This is a genomic window from Tabrizicola sp. (genome assembly GCF_016793705.1).
Classification (GTDB): domain Bacteria; phylum Pseudomonadota; class Alphaproteobacteria; order Rhodobacterales; family Rhodobacteraceae; genus Tabrizicola.
Window position 1 is genome coordinate 1 of the sequence record NZ_JAEULO010000063.1, and the last position, 17882, is coordinate 17882.

Consider the following 17882-nt stretch of genomic DNA (forward strand, 5'->3'; position numbering starts at 1 on the left):
GAGATCATGTTCGGGCGGCTCAAGGACTGGCGGCGGATCGCAACACGCTACGACAGATGCCCGAAGGTCTTCCTCTCCGCTGTCGCCCTCGCCGCAACGGTCATGTTCTGGTTATGATGCGAGAACGAGTCCTGACCCTAACCGATCAATCCCTGTAGCATAGATTAGCGGCAACAGCAGTCTTACGCCTTCTAGCAAAGAAGGCAAACGAACGAAGCCCACGTTCAGATTAACAAAGGATGGTTTCTCAAAACAGCCTTTGGCATACGCGTCAATCCATGCCTTTGTCGGCGGACCAATCGAAATAAGGGGATTGTAGTGGGCTGACCTGTAAATCTCGTCAGCGTCTCTACGATGTGCCTCCATACCTCTGACGATACTGCCCAGTTGGACAGTCACTACTGAGCCTCCGGTGGAGGAAACAGACCACCGTCCATATCGTAGGAAATCAACCAGGAGCCAACCGCTCGTTGCCCACGCTAGTTCGGATACACCCGGCGGCAACTCTGCGTCTCGCGAGAGATCAACGCCATCGAGAAGATAGTGCCTGTAGATGTATTCCCTACAAATGCTCAATATTCGCCGCCGAATTTCATCCAAGGTGAGATAACCGTCTGGGCACCACATCAGCCGATCCTCACCACGTTGCCGCCCAGCGCCCGGCCAGACAGGAAGTCAGCCCAATCTGCCATCATCCGCCGCCGCTTCTCGACCATATCCCCGCGCCGGTATGCGGCTTCCACCACGTTGTTGATCCGGTGGGCGAGGGCCACTTCTGCCATTTCGCCGGGGTATTGCGTCCGCTCTGCCGCCCAGTCGCGAAACGTGCTGCGCAAGCCATGCGGCACGGCAGGGCGCTTGCTCACGCGGTCCACGAAGCCGGGGCGCTCCGCTGCAATATCTGCCTCATGCAAGCGCCGCATGGTTGCCGAAAGGGTCATGTCTGAAAGCTGCCCGCCCTTGCTAGACGGGAAGACCAGATCGCTGCCGTCGAGCCTCGGTAGAGCCTTAAGCAGCGCCAGCGCGGCGGCAGTTAAGGGAACGCGGTGTTCCTTGCCCATCTTCATCCGCTCGCCGGGAACAACCCAAAGGGCGCGATCCAAGTCTATTTCCGACCAAGCCGCCCCCCGGACTTCCCCTGATCGGGAGGCGGTCAGTGCAGCAAACTCCAAAGCTCTTGGGCCGAAGCCCTCGCGTTGCCGAATGGCAGTGAACCAGCGGGGGGCATCATCTAGGCCAAGTGCGGGCTGATTGCCCTTCGCTTTGACCTTGGAAGGGGCGGGCAGGAGTTCCTTTAGGTTACCTGCCCAGCGCGCGGGATTGTCGCCAGCGCGGTGGCCCGAAACCGTAGCCCAAGAAAGGACAGCTTCGATCCGCCCGCGTAGCCGGGACGCCGTTTCGGTGCGGTCGGTCCAGATCGGGTGCAGGACTTGCAGAACATCCTGAACGGTAATCGCGGCGACCGGCATCTTTCCTAGGACCGGGAAAGCGAGTTGTTCCAAGGTCGCCCGCCACTGGTAGCGGTGCTTTTCGTTCCGGTAGGCGTCAAGCTTCGCGTCCAGGTATCGGTTGGCTGCCTCAGCGAAGGTCAGGCCACGTCGCCCGGAAGCTGCCAGAGCCTCTCGGGCAGCCCTGCGTTCGGCCATAGGGTCAACGCCGCGCTCTATCTTGTCTCGCGCTTCCCGCGCTTTGTCGCGCGCCTGGGCAAGCGTTACAGTCGGGAAGCCGCCAAGGCCAATCTCCGCGCGCCTGCCCGCCATCGCCGCGCGCAATATCCACGTCTTGCCGTCCTTTGGGGTGATTTGCAGGTAAAGACCGGCAACGCCTCCGACCGGGAGCATGGTGTTGCCCTTGCCCCCGGCGTGCGTAGCTCGCTTCACGTCCAGCGGACCAAGTTCCTTGGCAACGCGCGGCAAGGCATAGCCCCCATCTTACCCACCTAAAAGAATAGCATTGGAAGCGATGGGACGCAACGTCCTGCGACGACGCCCCACAGAAGTCACTGTGATATAAGGGGCTATCGTCAGGAGGCTCTGACGCCATGTCACGGGATGCGATGGCGGAATGGCGGTCCTCTGCTCCACCATCCCCCCTTGCTGACACCCGGTCGCTGATGCCTCAGACCGCGATCTGCACCCCGGTCTCCCAGGCTTCGCATTTCCGCATCAACTCGCCCGGCAGGGGCTGGTCGGTGAACAGCGTCGTGATCTCGGACAGCGACGCCAGCCGCGCCGGGGCCGAGCGGTCCAGCTTGGAATGGTCGCAGACCAGAAAACACCGCCGCGACTGCTGGATGATCGCCTTCGACACCCGCACTTCCGCCAGGTCGAAGTCCAGGAGGTCGCCATCCCGGTCCAGCGCGGAAACCCCGATCACCGCGTAATCGACCTTGAACTGCTCGAAGAACTGCGTGGTCAACTCGCCCACTAGCCCGCCGTCCGTCCGCCTTAGTGCGCCGCCAGCGACCACGATCTCGCAGCCGGGATTGGCGACAAGGATGTTCGCCACGTTCATGTTGTTGGTGATCACCGTGATGTTGCGATGCGCCAGCAACTCCCGCGCCACCGCTTCTGTTGTGGTGCCGAGGTTCAGGATCAGGCTGCAATTGTCCGGGATCGCCGCCGCGCAGGCGCGGGCGATGGCGGTCTTCGCGCCCTCGTTCATCCGCCGCCGCGCCTCGTAGCCGATGTTCGCGACCCCGGTGCGCAGGACCGCCCCGCCATGCACCCGGTCCAGATGCCCGGCATCGGCAAGGTCCGACAGGTCGCGCCGGATCGTCTGCAAGGTGACATCGAATCGCGCCGCCAGATCCTCGACCACCACCCGGCCCTCGGCCCGGGCCAGTTCCAGAATCTCGGTCTGCCGGAAGTTCAGCGCCACGCCTGTTCCTTTTCCTTCGATATCCGCGTTCCGGCTTTCTGCCACGGCGCTGCTTTCCTGTCAGCGACTTTTTCGTTTGCGCAGGTGCGCGGTAATTTGCGTTTGCAGAAAGTATCGCTCTAGTTGCGCAATCGAACTGGCTGAAATGTTCGCTTTGAACAAAAGCGCGCAAAAGCGAAAAATTCTCGTTGACGAAGTTGTGACAATCAGCGCAGTTTTCGTCCCGGGGGAGGACCCGACTTGAGTGACAGAACCGCAGAGGTTGCATCCGACCTCTTCATCATCGGTGGCGGCATCAATGGCTGCGGCATCGCCCGCGACGCCACCGGGCGTGGGCTGTCGGTCACGCTGGCCGAACAGGGCGACCTGGCACAGGGCACCTCCTCGGCCTCGACCAAGCTCTTCCACGGCGGATTGCGCTATCTGGAATATTTCGAGTTCCGCCTCGTCCGTGAGGCGCTGGAAGAGCGCGAGACCCTCCTGGTCGCCATGCCGCACATCTCCTGGCCGATGCGCTTCGTGCTGCCGCTGTCGCCCGACATGCGCTTCGAGAGCGACACGCCCACCTCGCGCCTTCTCAGCTGGACCATGCCCTGGACGCGCGGACGGCGGCCCGACTGGCTGATCCGGCTCGGGCTCTATATATATGACACCATGGGCGGCCGGAAGATCCTGCCCGCGACCCGGACGCTGGACCTGACGAAAGACCCGGCGGGCAAGCCGCTGAAGCCGAAGTTCGCCAAGGCCTTCGAATATTCCGATTGCTGGGTGGAAGACTCCCGCCTTGTCGCGCTGAACGCCCGCGATGCCGCCCGGCGGGGTGCACGCATCCTGACCCGGACCCGCGTCACCAGCGCCGAACGCCGCAATGGCCTCTGGCACATCACCACCGAAGGCCCGCACGGACCCGAAACCTACAATGCCCGCGCGCTTGTCAACGCCGGTGGCCCCTGGGTCATGGACGTGATCCGCAACGTCGCCCACCTGAACCCGACCGAGGGCGTCCGCCTGGTCCGGGGCAGCCACATCGTCACGAAAAAGCTTTTCGATCACGACCGCTGCTACTTCTTCCAGGGTTCCGACGGCCGCATCATCTTCGCCATCCCCTACGAGCAGGACTTCACCCTGATCGGCACCACCGACAAGGACCACCAGTCCGCTCCGGGCGATGCGCGCTGCACCGATGAGGAACGCGATTACCTGCTGGCCTTCGCCAACCAGTATTTCGCGAAAGCCCTCACGCGGGATGATGTGGTCTGGAGCTATTCCGGCGTCCGGCCGCTGTACAACGACGGGGCGAAATCGGCCACCGCTGCGACCCGCGACTATGTGCTGAAGCTGGACGAGAACGGCCCACCGCTCTTGAACGTCTTCGGCGGCAAGATCACCACCTACCGCCGCCTCGCCGAATCAGCGCTGGCCAAGCTGATGCCCTTCTTCCCGCAGGCGAAACCCGCATGGACCGCCCGCGTGGCGCTGCCCGGAGGCGACTTTCCGCATGACGGTGTGGCCGCGCTGACCGCCGCGCTGAAAGCTGCGCATCCGTTCCTCACCGACTACTGGGCGGCCCGCTTGATCCGCGCCTATGGCACCGAGGCCGCGCAGATCGTCGGCACTGCAACGACGCCAGACGCGCTGGGCCAGGATTTCGGCGCCACGCTGACCGAGGCCGAGGTCCGCTGGCTGATGTCACAGGAATTTGCGCTGTCGGCGGCAGATATCGTCTGGCGCCGCTCCAAGCTGGGGCTGCGGATGACCGCCGACCAGATCGAAACGCTTGACCGCTTCATGGCGGGCGCCGCGCGGGCCATCAGCCCGGCGGCGGAATAGGGGGAACGGGATGACGCTGGAACTTCAGGGCGTATCGCGGTCGGTCGGGGGCAGGGTTCATATCCACCCCACCGACCTGCGCCTGGAAAACGGGACGATGAATGTCCTTCTGGGGCCGACGCTCTCGGGCAAGACCACGCTCATGCGGCTGATGGCAGGGCTCGACAAGCCCTCGACCGGGCGCATCCTCTGGGAAGGGGCCGATGTCACCGGCGTCAAGGTGCAGGACCGCAAGGTCGCCATGGTCTACCAGCAGTTCATCAATTACCCCGGCCTGACGGTCTACGAAAACATCGCCTCGCCCCTGCGCCTGATGGGCAAGGCCAGCGCCGAGATCGACAAATCCGTCCGCCAGACCGCCGAGATGCTGCGCCTGACGCCGATGCTGACCCGCAAGCCGCTGGAGCTTTCAGGCGGTCAACAACAGCGCTGTGCGCTGGCGCGGGCGCTGGTCAAGGGCGCCGGGCTGGTACTCCTGGACGAACCGCTCGCCAACCTCGACTACAAGCTGCGCGAGGAGTTGCGCATCGAAATCCCCCGCATCTTCGAGGCATCGGGCGCGATCTTCGTCTATGCGACCACCGAACCGGAGGAGGCGCTGCTCCTCGGTGGCAACACGGCGACGCTTTGGGAAGGCCGGGTCACGCAATTCGGCCCGACCCCCAGCGTCTACCGGATGCCCGAGGACGCGACGACCGCCCGGGTCTTCTCCGACCCGCCGATGAACTTCGTCCCCTGCCAGAAGGAAGGCCAGCGCCTGACCTTCGGCGAAAGCGCCCATGCCCCGGCCAACGGCGCGACACGTGACCTGCCCGACGGCAGCTACATGGCGGGCTTCCGGGCGAACCATGTCACGCTGAACCGCCATTCCGGCGATGCGGTGGAATTCCGCTGCATTCTCGGCGCGACCGAGATCACCGGGTCGGAAACCTTCGTCCACCTGACCCACGGACCCGACCGCTGGGTCGGACTGGTCCATGGCGTTCACCCGCTTCGGGCGGGGTCCCAGACCTCGATCTTCGTCGATCCCGCCCATGTCTACCTGTTCGACACCACGGGTCGCCTCGCCGCGCCCGCCCCTTACGCGATGGCGGCCTGAATGTCCCGGATCACGCTTTCAAAACTCGCCCACAGCTACCTGCCCAATCCCAAGGGCGAGGCCGACTACGCGCTGAAGGAAATGGACCATGTCTGGCAGGACGGCGGCGCCTATGCGCTCCTTGGCGCCTCCGGCTGCGGCAAGACCACGCTTCTGAACATCATCTCCGGCCTCGTCCGCCCGTCGCAGGGTCGCGTCCTGTTCGGTGACCGCGACGTCACCGATGCCGCGACCACCGAACGCAACATTGCCCAGGTGTTCCAGTTCCCCGTCGTCTACGACACGATGACCGTGCGCGACAACCTCGCCTTCCCTCTGCGCAACCGGGGCATGGATGCGGCCTATATCGCCAAGCGCGTCGGCCAGATCGCCCAGATGATCGGGATGGAGGACATCCTGAACCGCAAGGCCCGTGGCCTGACTGCCGACGCCAAGCAGAAGATCAGCCTTGGCCGCGGCATGGTGCGCGAGGACGTGAACGCCATCCTCTTCGACGAACCGCTCACAGTGATCGACCCGCACATGAAATGGGAGTTGCGGACCCAGCTGAAATCGTTGCACCGCGAGTTCGGCCACACGATGATCTACGTCACCCACGACCAGACCGAGGCGCTGACCTTCGCGCAGAAGGTCGTCGTGATGCACGATGGCCGCGTTGTGCAGATGGGGACGCCGGAAGAGCTGTTCGAGACCCCGGCCCACACCTTCGTCGGCTATTTCATCGGCTCGCCGGGGATGAACCTGTTCGACGCCGAACTGACCGGAACCGAGGCGAGACTGGGGACCGTCTCGGTGCCTCTGGGTGCGACCTATGGGCCGACCACCGGCCGCACCCAGATCGGCATTCGCCCGGACTATGTGACCGTCTCGGGCGAAGGTCTGCCCGTCACCGTGAAGCGGGTCGAGGATGTGGGCCGTCACCGCATCGTCCGGGCCGAGTTCCAGGGCCAGCCCCTGAACGCGATCCTGCCCGAAGGCATGACCGTCCCCGCCGACCCCCGCGTCAGCTTCGCGCCGGGCAAGATCAACGTCTACGCAAACGACTGGCGCATCGCGCCCGCCGAGAAGGTTGGGGGGGCCTCGTGATGGACAAGACCCAGAACAACAAGGCCTGGTTCCTGGTGCTTCCGGTTCTCGTGCTGGTGGCCTTCTCGGCCGTCCTGCCGCTGATGACCGTGGTCAACTACGCTTTCAACGACACTTTCGGGAACAACCAGTTCTTCTGGGCCGGTCTCGACTGGTTCGAGGATCAGATCACCTCGGACCGCCTGCACGAGGCCCTTGGCCGTCAGGTCCTGTTCTCGCTGATCATTCTCGCCATCGAGGTGCCGCTTGGCATCTTCATCGCGCTCAACATGCCGAAGTCGGGCTTCTGGGCCTCGTTCTGCCTGGTCCTGATGGCCCTGCCGCTCCTCATCCCCTTCAACGTCGTCGGCACCATCTGGCAGATCTTCGGCCGCGTCGACATCGGCCTCCTCGGCCACACCCTCGCCGCGATGGGCATCGACTACAACTACACCAACGATCCCATCGACGCCTGGATCACCGTCGTCGTCATGGACGTCTGGCACTGGACCTCGCTGGTGGCGCTCCTCTGCTACGCCGGCCTCCAGTCCATCCCCCAGGCCTATTACCAGGCCGCCCGCATCGACCAGGCGACGCGCTGGTCCGTCTTCCGCTACATCGAACTGCCGAAGATGAAGGGCGTCCTTCTCATCGCCGTGCTCCTGCGCTTCATGGACAGCTTCATGATCTATACCGAGCCCTTCGTCGTCACCGGCGGCGGCCCCGGCAACTCCACCACCTTCCTGTCCATCGACCTCGCCAAGATGGCGACCGGCCAGTTCGACCTCGGCCCCGCCGCTGCATTCTCGATCATGTACTTCCTCGTCATCCTCTTGATCTCATGGGTCTTCTACACCGTGATGACCAACCTCGACCGTGAGGAGGCCCGCTGATGCGCATCCGCTCCAACGCCGTTGTCATGACGGCCTACCTGCTGTTCCTGCTGATCCCGATCTACTGGCTTTTGAACATGAGCCTGAAGACCAACACCGAGATCACCTCGACCTTCACCCTGTTCCCCACGAACCTGACATTCCGCAACTACGCGGTCATCCTGACCGATCCCAGCTGGTACATGGGCTATGTCAACTCGCTGATCTACGTGGTGATGAACACGGTCATCTCGATCACCGTGGCCCTGCCGGCCGCCTATGCCTTCAGCCGCTACAACTTCATGGGCGACAAGCACCTGTTCTTCTGGCTCCTGACCAACCGCATGTCGCCGCCCGCCGTCTTCGCGCTGCCCTTCTTCCAGCTTTATTCCGCGATGGGCCTGATCGACACCCATATCGCCGTCGCTTTGGCGCATTGCCTCTTCAACGTCCCCCTCGCGGTCTGGATCCTGGAAGGCTTCATGCGCGGGGTGCCGAAGGAGATCGACGAGACCGCCTATATCGACGGCTACTCCTTCCCCCGCTTCTTCGTGAAGATCTTCATGCCGCTCATCGCCTCCGGCATCGGCGTCGCCGCCTTCTTCTGCTTCATGTTCTCCTGGGTCGAGCTGCTGCTGTCCCGTACGCTGACCACCACCGACGCCAAGCCCATCGCCGCAACGATGACCCGCACGGTCAGCGCCTCCGGCATGGATTGGGGCGTGCTGGCCGCCGCAGGGGTCCTGACCCTCGTGCCGGGTGCGCTCGTGATCTACTTCGTCCGCAACTACATCGCCAAGGGCTTCGCCCTGGGGAGGGTGTGATGTCACAAACGCGCTGGACCCCGATCTACCTCACCCTTGCGCTGATCATGGCCGCGATCCTTGCCCTCCTGCTCTGGGCCGTCCCCGTCGACGAAGACGGCGTGCGGGAATGGACCGGGCAACTGATCCCCGGCTTCTGGATGGCCTGGACCTTCCCGGTCGCGCTCTTCTTCTGGTGCATCGCGGGTTTGCTGATCATCATGACGCTGCTTGCAATCCGCTTCCCCGAAACCCCGCGCGTCGGCGTGCTGCGGATCGAGACGACGCGCGGCGACCGGCTCTTCATCACCCTTCTGGGCTCGGCCTTCATCCATTTGGCCTGGCTCTTCTTCGCGGGCCCCGATCTGCTTTGGGGCGCGTTTATCCTCTCCCTGGCCTATGCCGCAGCGGTCTTTCGCTGGGTCTAGGCAGGGCACTGAAGACCCCCGGGCGGGGGCGGAAGACCCGCCCGGGGCAACGAACCGAAACGTCTCACAATCTGGGAGGATTCACATGAGACTTCGTTCAACCGCAACAGCCATGGCGCTTGCGCTGATGGCGATGCAGGCCCCCGCCTGGGCCGACATCGAGGCCGCGAAAGCCTTCCTCGACAAGGAAATCGGCGACCTTTCGGTGCTGGACCGCGCCGGGCAGGAAGCCGAGATGCAATGGTTCATCGACGCGGCCAAGCCCTATGCGGGCATGGAGATCAAGGTCGTCTCGGAAACCATCGACACCCACGTCTATGAATCGCAGGTGCTGGCCCCGGCTTTCACCGCGATCACCGGCATCAAGGTGACGCATGACCTGATCGGCGAAGGCGACGTGGTCGAGAAGCTGCAGACGCAGATGCAGACCGGCGAAAACATCTATGACGCCTATGTCAACGACTCGGACCTGATCGGCACCCACTGGCGCTACCAGCAGGCCCGCAACCTGACCGACTGGATGGCTGGCGATGGTGCGGCGGTGACCAACCCCGGCCTCGACTTGGCCGATTTCATCGGCACGTCCTTCACCACCGGGCCGGACGGCAAGCTCTACCAACTGCCCGACCAGCAGTTCGCGAACCTTTACTGGTTCCGCTACGACTGGTTCACCGATCCGAAGACCATGGAGGACTTCAAGGCCAAGTACGGCTATGACCTCGGCGTTCCGGTCAACTGGTCTGCCTACGAGGACATCGCGGAATTCTTCACCGGCCGCGATATGTCCTACATCGGCGGCCCGGCGACCGGGGTCTATGGCAACATGGACTACGGCAAGAAGGACCCGTCCCTCGGCTGGCGCTACACCGACGCCTGGATGTCGATGGCCGGCATGGGCGACGTGGGTGAACCGAACGGGTTGCCGGTCGACGAATGGGGCGTCCGCGTCGATGAAAATTCGCGCCCCGTCGGTTCCTGCGTGACGCGCGGCGGCTCCACCAACGACGCGGCGGCGGTCTATGCCGTGACCAAGGCGATCGAGTGGTTGCAGAAATACTCGCCGCCGGAAGCCCAAGGCATGACCTTCGGCGAAGCCGGTCCGGTTCCCGCCCAGGGTGCGATCGCCCAGCAGATGTTCTGGTACACCGCCTTCACCGCGGCCTCGGTTGCGCCCGGAACGCCCGTGATGAACGAGGACGGCACGCCCAAGTGGCGCATGGCCCCCTCGCCGCACGGCGCCTATTGGCAGAAAGGCCAGAAGATCGGCTACCAGGACGCGGGCTCCTGGACGCTGATGGAATCGACCCCGGTCGACCGAGCGCAGGCCGCATGGCTTTACGCTCAGTTCGTGGTGTCGAAGACGGTGGACCTCAAGAAGTCCGACGTCGGCCTGACCTTCATCCGTCAGTCGACCATCGACAGCCAGCACTTCACCGACCGCGCGCCCAAGCTCGGTGGTCTGATCGAGTTCTACCGTTCGCCGGCCCGCGTCCAGTGGTCGCCGACGGGGACGAACATCCCGGACTATCCGAAGATGGCGCAGCTCTGGTGGCAGAACATCGGCGATGCCATGTCGGGGGCGAAAACCCCGCAGGAAGCGCTTGATTCCCTCTGCGAAGAGCAGGAAAAGGTGCTGGAGCGGATCGAGAAGTCCGGCGTCCAGGGCGACATCGGCCCGAAGATGAACGAGCCGCAGGATGCCCAGGTCTGGCTTGACGCGCCGGGCGCCCCGGTCGCCAAGCTGGAGAACGAGGATCCGACGCCCGAAACCATCAGCTACGACGAGCTGATCAAGTCCTGGCAGTAAGCTGACACGAGCCCGGGCGGAGCGCACCAGTTCCGCCCGGTCCCAAATTTCTTGAGTAAGAAATTTGGCAAGAATTTTCCTTGAAATTCTTGTCTCCCGGCGCTGGTGTCCGGCTCCGACCACAGGTTAAGATTTCCCTAACGTCCGCGATCAATCCATTGGAATCGCTCATACATCAGCGTTTGTCCACCGTGGACACTTCTTCCCGCAGGCTGCCGCAAATGACCCATATCCTCGCCATCGACCAAGGCACCACCTCCTCCCGTGCGATCCTGTTCGACGCCTCCCTCCGCCCCGTCGCCCAGGCCCAGGAAGAGTTTTCCCAACACTACCCCCACCCCGGCTGGGTCGAGCATGACCCCGCCGACCTCTGGTCTACCGTGGCCGCGACGGCACGGGCGGCCATCGAGAAGGCCGGGGGCAAGCCCGCCAGCATCGCCGCCATCGGCATCACCAACCAGCGCGAGACGACCCTGATCTGGGACCGCCGAACCGGCCAGCCGATCCACCCGGCGATCGTCTGGCAGGACCGCCGCACCGCCGACACCTGCGCCACCCTGAAGGCCGCAGGCCACGAGCCGATGATCACCGCCAAGACCGGCCTCCTCCTCGACCCCTACTTCTCGGGAACGAAGGTCAAGTGGCTCCTCGACCATGTGGAGGGTGCGAGGGCGAAAGCCGACCGCGGCGACCTTGCCTTCGGAACGGTCGACACCTGGCTGATCTGGAACCTCACCGGCGGCAAGGTTCACGCCACCGACGCCACCAATGCCTCCCGTACCCTGCTCTACAACATCGCCAAGGGAGCCTGGGACGAAGACATCTGCCGCCTTCTCGACATCCCCCTCTCCCTCCTGCCCGAGGTCCGCGACTGCGCCGCCCCCTTCGGCACCACCCGCCCGGACCTCTTCGGCCGCGAGATCCCGATCCTCGGCGTCGCAGGCGACCAGCAGGCGGCGACAGTCGGCCAGGCCTGCTTCCAGCCCGGCATGATGAAATCCACCTACGGCACCGGCTGCTTCGCCCTTCTGAACACGGGCAAGGACATGGTTCCGTCGAAGAACCGCCTCCTCACCACCATCGCCTACCAGCTGCAGGGGAAGCCCACCTACGCCCTCGAAGGCTCGATCTTCATCGCCGGGGCCGTGGTCCAGTGGCTGCGCGACGGCCTCAGGATCATCCGCGAGGCGAAGGAGACGCAGCCCTTGGCCCAGAAGGCCGAGGAGGCGCAGGGCGTGATCCTCGTCCCCGCCTTCACCGGCCTAGGCGCGCCCTATTGGCGGCCCGACTGCCGGGGCGCGGTCTACGGCCTGACCCGCAACTCCGGTCCCGCCGAATTCGCCCGCGCCGCACTGGAAAGCGTCGGCTACCAGACCCGCGATCTCCTTGAGGCGATGCGGGCGGACTGGGGCACGGCGGCCGACGGCGTGCTTCGGGTCGATGGCGGGATGACCGCCAGCGACTGGACCATGCAGTTCCTCGCCGACATCCTGGGCGCGCCGGTGGACCGGCCGAAGGTTACCGAGACCACCGCGCTCGGCGCTGCCTACCTTGCAGCGATGCAGGCACAGGTCATCGGCGGGCCAGAGGAATTCGCGACATCCTGGGCGCTCGACCGCCGCTTCACGCCCGCGATGGACGAAAAGACCCGCGAGGCCAAATACGCCCGCTGGGGCAAGGCCGTCACCGCCACGATGAGCGTATGACCCCCTTCGGCATCACCGCGCCGGGACGTATTCTCTTCGGCCGGGGTGAGGCCGCGAAGGCCCCTGCGCTGATCCGCGCCTTCGGCCCGCGCGGGGTGGTGGTCCATGGGGCGAACCCCGACCGGGCGGCCTGGTTGGTTGAGTCGCTGGGGCCGGACACGCTCGCACTCCCCTGCGCGGGGGAGCCGACGCTGGCGGAGCTGGAAGCCTCCCTGACCGCCGCCCGCAACCATCGTCCGGACTGGGTGGCATCGCTCGGTGGGGGCGCGGCGCTCGACCTTGGCAAGGCGCTGGCTGCGCTGGTCCCCGCGCCCGACGGGCCGATGGAGCATCTGGAGGTGGTGGGAAAGGGTCTGCCGCTGAAGGCCGATCCCTTGCCGTTTATCGCCTTGCCGACCACGGCGGGGACGGGGGCGGAGGTCACGAAAAACGCGGTCATCGGCCTGCCGGACCTTGGCCGCAAGGTCTCTTTGCGTGACGACCGGATGGTCGCCCGGCTGGCCATTGTTGACCCGGCACTGACCGATGGTTGCCCGAAGGGGGTGACGCTTGCCTCGGGTCTCGATGCGGTGACGCAGGTGATCGAACCCTATGTCTCGATCAAGGCCACCCGCTACACCGACGCGCTGGCCCGCCCGGCGATCGGCATGGGGATGCAGGCCCTGATCCGCTTGATGCAGGGTGAGGACCCGGAGGCGCGGGACCACATGGCCTGGGTCAGTCTCTGCGGTGGGCTGGCGCTGGCAAATGCCGCGCTTGGCGCAGTGCATGGGCTGGCCGGAGTGATCGGCGGCCTGACCGGCGCGGCGCATGGCGCGATCTGCGGTGCGCTGCTGGGGCCGGTGCTGGCCGCGAACCGCAGGGCCACGGCAGGTCCGGCGCGGGCGCGGCTGGACGAGGTCTGCGCGGTGCTGGCCGAAGCGCTGGGTTCGACGGCGGCAGAAGCGCCCGCGGCGTTGCAGGCCTGGACCTGGGCCGAGGGGCTGCCGGGGCTTGCGGCTCTGGGGGTACGAGAGGAGCAGCATCAGGCCATCGTCGCGGCGGCGCTGGGGGCGTCGTCGATGAAGGGGAACCCGGTGGTCCTGTCGGAGCGGAGCTTGCGCGAGGTTCTGGAGCGGGGCTGAGGGGGGTGGCAGATTGCATGCCCTACGGTTGACCCGGATCAAGGTGGCGGGCGGCGGGAAAGGCTAGACTTCGCCATGGCTTGCGAAGGAGGTTTCCTATGCGCCTTATGATGATCCTGTATTCGATGATCGCGACCGCCATGGCCGGGACCGGCGTGATTGCCGTGCTGACGGCGGGCTACGGCACGCTGTGGCCCATCGTGATCGCGGCGGGAGCCGGGGCCGCGCTGGCCCTGCCGGTATCCTGGGCCGTCGCCAGGCAGATCGAATGATCAGGCTTCCAGAAAGACCCTGACCGTCTCTTCGAAGGCGCGCGGCTGCTCGGCGTGAAGCCAGTGACCCGCCTCGGGGATTTTCGCGAAGCGGGCCTTGGGAAAGAGCGCCCGGATCGCCTCACGATGTTCGGGACGGACATATTGGCTGCTTGCGCCGGTCAGGAACAGCGTGGGGTTCGGGAACACGCCCTGCGTGCCGGGCCAGCCGACGATCTTCGTCATCTCGGCTTCCAGCACGGTGAGGTTCAGCTTCCAGCGCGGCGGATGGGCGCGGAAGTCCAGCGATTGCAGGAAGAAGGCGCGGAGCGCCGGGTCGTCGACGCTGTCGGCCAGCGCGGCATCCGCCTCGGCGCGTGTCTTGATCCCCGACAGGTCCAGCCCGGCCATCGCCTGCGCGTTCCGGGTCTGGTCGTGGCTGTAAGCGACCGGGGCGATGTCGGCGACCACCAGCCGCCGGATCAATTCGGGCCGGGTCAGCGCCAGCTGCATCGCGGCCTTGCCCCCCATCGAATGGCCCATCAGGTCGACCGGAGGGCCGAGGCTTTCGATCACCTCGGCCAGGTCGGCGGCCATCTCGGGGTAGCCCTGCACCGGGAACCGGGGACTGTCGCCATGGTTGCGCATATCGACTGCAACCACCTCGCGCCGGTCGGCCAGGCGGCGGGCGATCACGCCCCAGTTCCGGGCCGAGCCGTAGAGGCCGTGGGCGATGACCAGGGTCGGAGCTTCGGGCGGCTGCGGGGGGGTGTGGCGGATCGTGGCGAGCATGGTTTTCCATAGCCTTACCTGCGCTGTCAGGCCAGAGCGGTTGAACATCCCGGCGAACAACTCTAGGTTCGGGCTGATGCGGCGGAGGGGTGTCGGATGAGTGCGGTGACGATCCAGCAGATGGCGGATCGGGTGGCCCAGCTTCTGGAAGAGAGGCTGGGGCTAGGGGGCCGCGGCCTTCCGGCCAAGCTGAAGCGGGCCGGGCGGACCTTGCCGAAGAAGGTGCGGGATGCGGGCCGGCTCTTGGCCCAGTCGGCGCAGAAGGGGCAGAACCCGAAACTCTTGGGCCAGATCGACATGGGCGAGGTGACGGAGGCCTATGATGTCTGCGTGAAGCACCTGATCGCGATCGACCCGGTGGGGCGGCGGCGGGAGCTGTTCGCGGGGATGGTCGGGTCGGTCGGGTTCGGGGTGCTGGTGCTGCTGGTGGCGCTGTTCGGCTTCCTCGCCTGGCGGGGGTACTTCTGACTCTGTCCACGGTGGACAGATTTTTCGATGCAATGAAATCAAAGGCTTGCCTGCGAATGTTTACGATTTGGCAAGGTTTGCCCGAACCCCTTCGAGGTCCAGTGGTTCGGCCGACAGCGCGGACCGGCTGACCAGCGTCACCGTCACGAAGGCCACATAGAGCAGCAGATACCACGACCCGAGCTTCCCGAAGCTGACAAGCTGCCCGCTGACCTGCCCGGAATAGATCCATGTCTCGGTCGCGGTGCCCACGTTCTCGGCCACCCAAAGCGCGAGCGCCGACAGGAAGGCCGCGACGGGCAGCGGCATCCACCAGTGCCGGTCATGGATGCGGAACCAGATGCGGGTACGGCCGTAAAGCGCGACGGTGGCGAGGAAGAGCGCCAGCCGGATGTCGGGCAGGAAATGGTGCGCGAAGAAGTTGACGTAGATCGCCGCGGCCAGCGCGACGGTCAGGGCAAAGCGCGGATAGGGGGCGAAGCGCATGTCGAAGACCCGGATCACCCGGGCCATGTAGCTGCCGACGGCGGCATACATGAAGCCGGAGAAGAGCGGCACGCCCATCAGCTTGAAGATTCCGGCCTCGGGATAGGCCCAGGATCCGGCGTCGACCTTGAACCATTCCATCGCCGTGCCGGTGAGGTGGAACAAGAGGATGACGCGGGCTTCCTCCCAGGTTTCCAGCCTCTTCCAGAGAAACAGGGCCTGCGTGGCGATGGCGAAAAGGAAGAGGGCATCGTAGCGGTGGACCGGCCAGTCCGCCTGCCAGACGAGCTTCGTGGCAATGATCGCGGCCAGGAGGAGCCCGCCGAAGAGGCAGGCCCAGCCCTGTTTCAGGACGAACATCGCCAGCTCGGCCATGGCAAAGGGCAGCCGCGCCCGGGCCCAGTCGCCCATGCGGTGTTCGAGGGAGCGGGTGTCCGGGGCGGTCATGCGCGGGATGAGACAGGCGGCGGCGCCGGCCGTCAAGGCTGGGAAAGCGTGACGGCGGGGTCGAAGCGGTAGAAGAGGTTCGGCTCGGAGACGATGAAGACCGCGCCGTCCGGGCCGACCGCCACGCCCTCGGCCTGGGGCACGGAGCCGGTCAACCCGTGCCAGCCGGACCAGAGCGTCATCAGGCTGAGCGGCGCGCCGTCCGGGGAATATTCCGCCAGGACCGAGGACATGTCGCTGAGGAGCAGCATGTTCCCGGTCGGGTCATGCACCGTGACCGAGGACAGGTCGGCGACGAAATGCCCGGCCCAGCTGTCGGGCTGCCATTCGCGCACCGTGACGCCGAGGCCCTGGCCCTGCACCGCCTGATCCAGCCCGCCGATCACCAGCACGCGGACCGGCCACATCTCCTGCACGATCACCAGCTCCTTGCGGCGCTGGTCCCAGGAGATGCCCTCAAAGCCCATGTTCCTGAAGGCCCCGAGGTCGAGCGTCAGGAAAGGCGCGGTCGCGAGGTCGATCCCGGTGGTCCCGGCGGTGATCGTCACCCAGGACAGACGGTGGCGGCCTTCGTCGACCAGGATGAAGCGGTCGCCCTCGACATGGGTGAGACCTTCGACGTCGCTGGCCCCGGTCAACGGGATGCGGCGCAGAAGCTGGCCGTCGGGCGACAGCTCGGCGAGTTCGGCGGGGCGGTTGATCGCGGTGAAGAGCGTGCCGGTCGCCGGGCTGAAGGTGAGGCCGGAAGTGTTGTCGGCAAGGCCGGGGATCGGCAGCCCCTCGATCCCCACGCGGTAGTCGGCAAGGTGCAGGCTGGCGGTCCCGGCAGGGACGCCGTGCATGGCGATCTGATGGGCGCCCAAGCCGACGACGCCGCTGGCCCACAGCGCGACGACAAGGATCAACCCCGCCCCCCAAAGCAGCGAACGGCGCAGCGTCACCCGCATGGCGGCCCCCGGACCGGTAACCTATCGGCAGCGGCGTCCGTCACCGGGCCCTCACATCGAGAACATCTTCTGCACGCCCGCGCGCAGGGCAGCGCCGCACATCGGGTGCAGATCGAGGCGCGGATAGGACCCGGGCAGTTGCTTGGACAGGTTGCCATCATAGATTGCGACCAGCCACATATGCCCGCCGCCATATCCGGTTTCGGCCATGACCGGGTTGGTCACAGGGCTGACACGACCGTCCTGGGTGCCGCCCTGATAGGCCTGATGCGCCCGGATCGCCGTGTCGAGATCGGGACCGAAGGGGCCGGAGGGCTTGACGTTGGCGATGGCCGCGACAAGGGCGGCAGACTTCGGATTGCTGGTCGGGCCAAGCTTGCGCATCACATAATAGGCCAGACGGCAGAACTCGACATCGTCCAACTGGTTCGGCATTCCGGTGCCGACGTGGGAATGGACGTTGAACATGAAGCCGGAGGTCTCGGCATAGAGGCATTTGACCATGTTGTCCCCCTTCGCGATGCGGCGAAGGATAGCACGGCAAAGCCACTTCGCCGCGCTATTTTGCCCAACGGGCCGGAATCAGCCCCCTCAGAGTTCCGGATAGATCGGGAAGCGTTTGCACAGCGCCTCGACCTCGGCGCGGACGCGGGCTTCGACTTCGGCGTTGCCGTCCTCGCCGTTTGCCGCCAGGCCGTCCACCACCTCGATGATCCAGCGGGCGATCTGGCGGAATTCGGGTTCCGCGAAGCCGCGCGTGGTGCCCGCAGGCGTGCCGAGCCGGACGCCGGAGGTGATCGTCGGCTTCTCGCTGTCGAAGGGGATGCCGTTCTTGTTGCAGGTGATCCAGGCGCGACCCAAGGCCTTCTCGGTCGCG

General features: G+C 65.4%; 17 protein-coding genes and 2 pseudogenes. 12 read left to right on the forward strand and 7 right to left on the reverse strand.

Features of this window, described 5'->3' with window-relative positions; all coding sequences use genetic code 11:
* Nucleotides 1–117 (forward strand): annotated as a pseudogene (locus tag JNJ68_RS15870) (IS5/IS1182 family transposase); the annotation flags it as partial.
* Between the two features lie 509 nt (nucleotides 118–626).
* On the opposite strand, the gene JNJ68_RS15875 reads toward JNJ68_RS15870, so the two are convergent.
* Nucleotides 627–1916 (reverse strand): site-specific integrase, encoded by a 1290-nt coding sequence (locus JNJ68_RS15875; protein WP_294983614.1) that lies wholly within the window; start codon nucleotides 1914–1916, stop codon nucleotides 627–629.
* 202 nt (nucleotides 1917–2118) lie between these two features.
* Nucleotides 2119–2880 (reverse strand): DeoR/GlpR family DNA-binding transcription regulator, encoded by a 762-nt coding sequence (locus JNJ68_RS15880; protein WP_294983616.1) that lies wholly within the window; start codon nucleotides 2878–2880, stop codon nucleotides 2119–2121.
* A 240-nt stretch (nucleotides 2881–3120) separates the two neighbouring features.
* On the opposite strand from JNJ68_RS15880, the gene glpD reads away from it, so the two are divergent.
* From glpD to JNJ68_RS15930, 10 genes are all read left to right on the forward strand, one after another.
* Complete coding sequence (gene glpD / locus JNJ68_RS15885; RefSeq protein ID WP_294983619.1) at nucleotides 3121–4710, forward strand: glycerol-3-phosphate dehydrogenase; 1590 nt, start codon at nucleotides 3121–3123, stop codon at nucleotides 4708–4710.
* Nucleotides 4711–4720: 10 nt separating this feature from the next.
* Nucleotides 4721–5809 carry an ABC transporter ATP-binding protein gene (locus JNJ68_RS15890; RefSeq protein WP_294983622.1) on the forward strand — a complete coding sequence of 363 codons (1089 nt, stop codon included), beginning with the start codon at nucleotides 4721–4723 and terminating at the stop codon, nucleotides 5807–5809.
* A complete protein-coding gene (locus JNJ68_RS15895; protein WP_294983624.1) occupies nucleotides 5810–6895 on the forward strand; it encodes an ABC transporter ATP-binding protein in 1086 nt (361 codons plus the stop codon).
* Nucleotides 6895–7767: a sugar ABC transporter permease gene (locus tag JNJ68_RS15900; RefSeq protein ID WP_294983627.1), complete on the forward strand. Its 873-nt coding sequence runs from the start codon at nucleotides 6895–6897 to the stop codon at nucleotides 7765–7767. The genes JNJ68_RS15895 and JNJ68_RS15900 overlap by 1 nt, the downstream gene beginning before the upstream one ends.
* Nucleotides 7767–8570 carry a carbohydrate ABC transporter permease gene (locus tag JNJ68_RS15905; RefSeq protein WP_294983630.1) on the forward strand — a complete coding sequence of 268 codons (804 nt, stop codon included), beginning with the start codon at nucleotides 7767–7769 and terminating at the stop codon, nucleotides 8568–8570. Before JNJ68_RS15900 ends, JNJ68_RS15905 begins: the two co-directional genes overlap by 1 nt.
* Nucleotides 8570–8977 carry a DUF2160 domain-containing protein gene (locus JNJ68_RS15910; protein WP_294983632.1) on the forward strand — a complete coding sequence of 136 codons (408 nt, stop codon included), beginning with the start codon at nucleotides 8570–8572 and terminating at the stop codon, nucleotides 8975–8977. The genes JNJ68_RS15905 and JNJ68_RS15910 overlap by 1 nt, the downstream gene beginning before the upstream one ends.
* A gap of 85 nt (nucleotides 8978–9062) precedes the next feature.
* Nucleotides 9063–10784 (forward strand): ABC transporter substrate-binding protein, encoded by a 1722-nt coding sequence (locus tag JNJ68_RS15915; protein WP_294983635.1) that lies wholly within the window; start codon nucleotides 9063–9065, stop codon nucleotides 10782–10784.
* A 221-nt stretch (nucleotides 10785–11005) separates the two neighbouring features.
* Complete coding sequence (gene glpK, locus JNJ68_RS15920) at nucleotides 11006–12490, forward strand: glycerol kinase GlpK (RefSeq protein WP_294983638.1); 1485 nt, start codon at nucleotides 11006–11008, stop codon at nucleotides 12488–12490.
* A complete protein-coding gene (locus tag JNJ68_RS15925; RefSeq protein WP_294983641.1) occupies nucleotides 12487–13614 on the forward strand; it encodes an iron-containing alcohol dehydrogenase in 1128 nt (375 codons plus the stop codon). The genes glpK and JNJ68_RS15925 overlap by 4 nt, the downstream gene beginning before the upstream one ends.
* Before the next feature lie 98 nt (nucleotides 13615–13712).
* Nucleotides 13713–13886: a CTP synthetase gene (locus tag JNJ68_RS15930; RefSeq protein ID WP_294983644.1), complete on the forward strand. Its 174-nt coding sequence runs from the start codon at nucleotides 13713–13715 to the stop codon at nucleotides 13884–13886.
* Here JNJ68_RS15930 and JNJ68_RS15935 read toward each other — a convergent pair whose 3' ends face one another.
* Nucleotides 13887–14657 carry an alpha/beta fold hydrolase gene (locus JNJ68_RS15935; RefSeq protein WP_294983646.1) on the reverse strand — a complete coding sequence of 257 codons (771 nt, stop codon included), beginning with the start codon at nucleotides 14655–14657 and terminating at the stop codon, nucleotides 13887–13889. It lies immediately after the preceding gene.
* A gap of 96 nt (nucleotides 14658–14753) precedes the next feature.
* Here JNJ68_RS15935 and JNJ68_RS15940 point away from each other — a divergent pair, with 96 nt between their 5' ends.
* Nucleotides 14754–15125 carry a hypothetical protein gene (locus JNJ68_RS15940; RefSeq protein WP_294983649.1) on the forward strand — a complete coding sequence of 124 codons (372 nt, stop codon included), beginning with the start codon at nucleotides 14754–14756 and terminating at the stop codon, nucleotides 15123–15125.
* 60 nt (nucleotides 15126–15185) lie between these two features.
* Here JNJ68_RS15940 and JNJ68_RS15945 read toward each other — a convergent pair whose 3' ends face one another.
* The 4 genes and pseudogenes from JNJ68_RS15945 to glyA form a co-directional block, all read right to left on the reverse strand.
* Nucleotides 15186–16058 (reverse strand): DUF817 domain-containing protein, encoded by an 873-nt coding sequence (locus JNJ68_RS15945; protein WP_294983651.1) that lies wholly within the window; start codon nucleotides 16056–16058, stop codon nucleotides 15186–15188.
* A 32-nt stretch (nucleotides 16059–16090) separates the two neighbouring features.
* Complete coding sequence (locus tag JNJ68_RS15950; RefSeq protein WP_294983654.1) at nucleotides 16091–17005, reverse strand: SdiA-regulated domain-containing protein; 915 nt, start codon at nucleotides 17003–17005, stop codon at nucleotides 16091–16093.
* Nucleotides 17006–17056: 51 nt separating this feature from the next.
* Nucleotides 17057–17509, reverse strand: a complete 453-nt coding sequence (locus JNJ68_RS15955; RefSeq protein ID WP_294983655.1) for a hypothetical protein — start codon at nucleotides 17507–17509, stop codon at nucleotides 17057–17059.
* Nucleotides 17510–17596: 87 nt separating this feature from the next.
* Nucleotides 17597–17882 (reverse strand): annotated as a pseudogene (gene glyA / locus JNJ68_RS15960) (serine hydroxymethyltransferase); the annotation flags it as partial.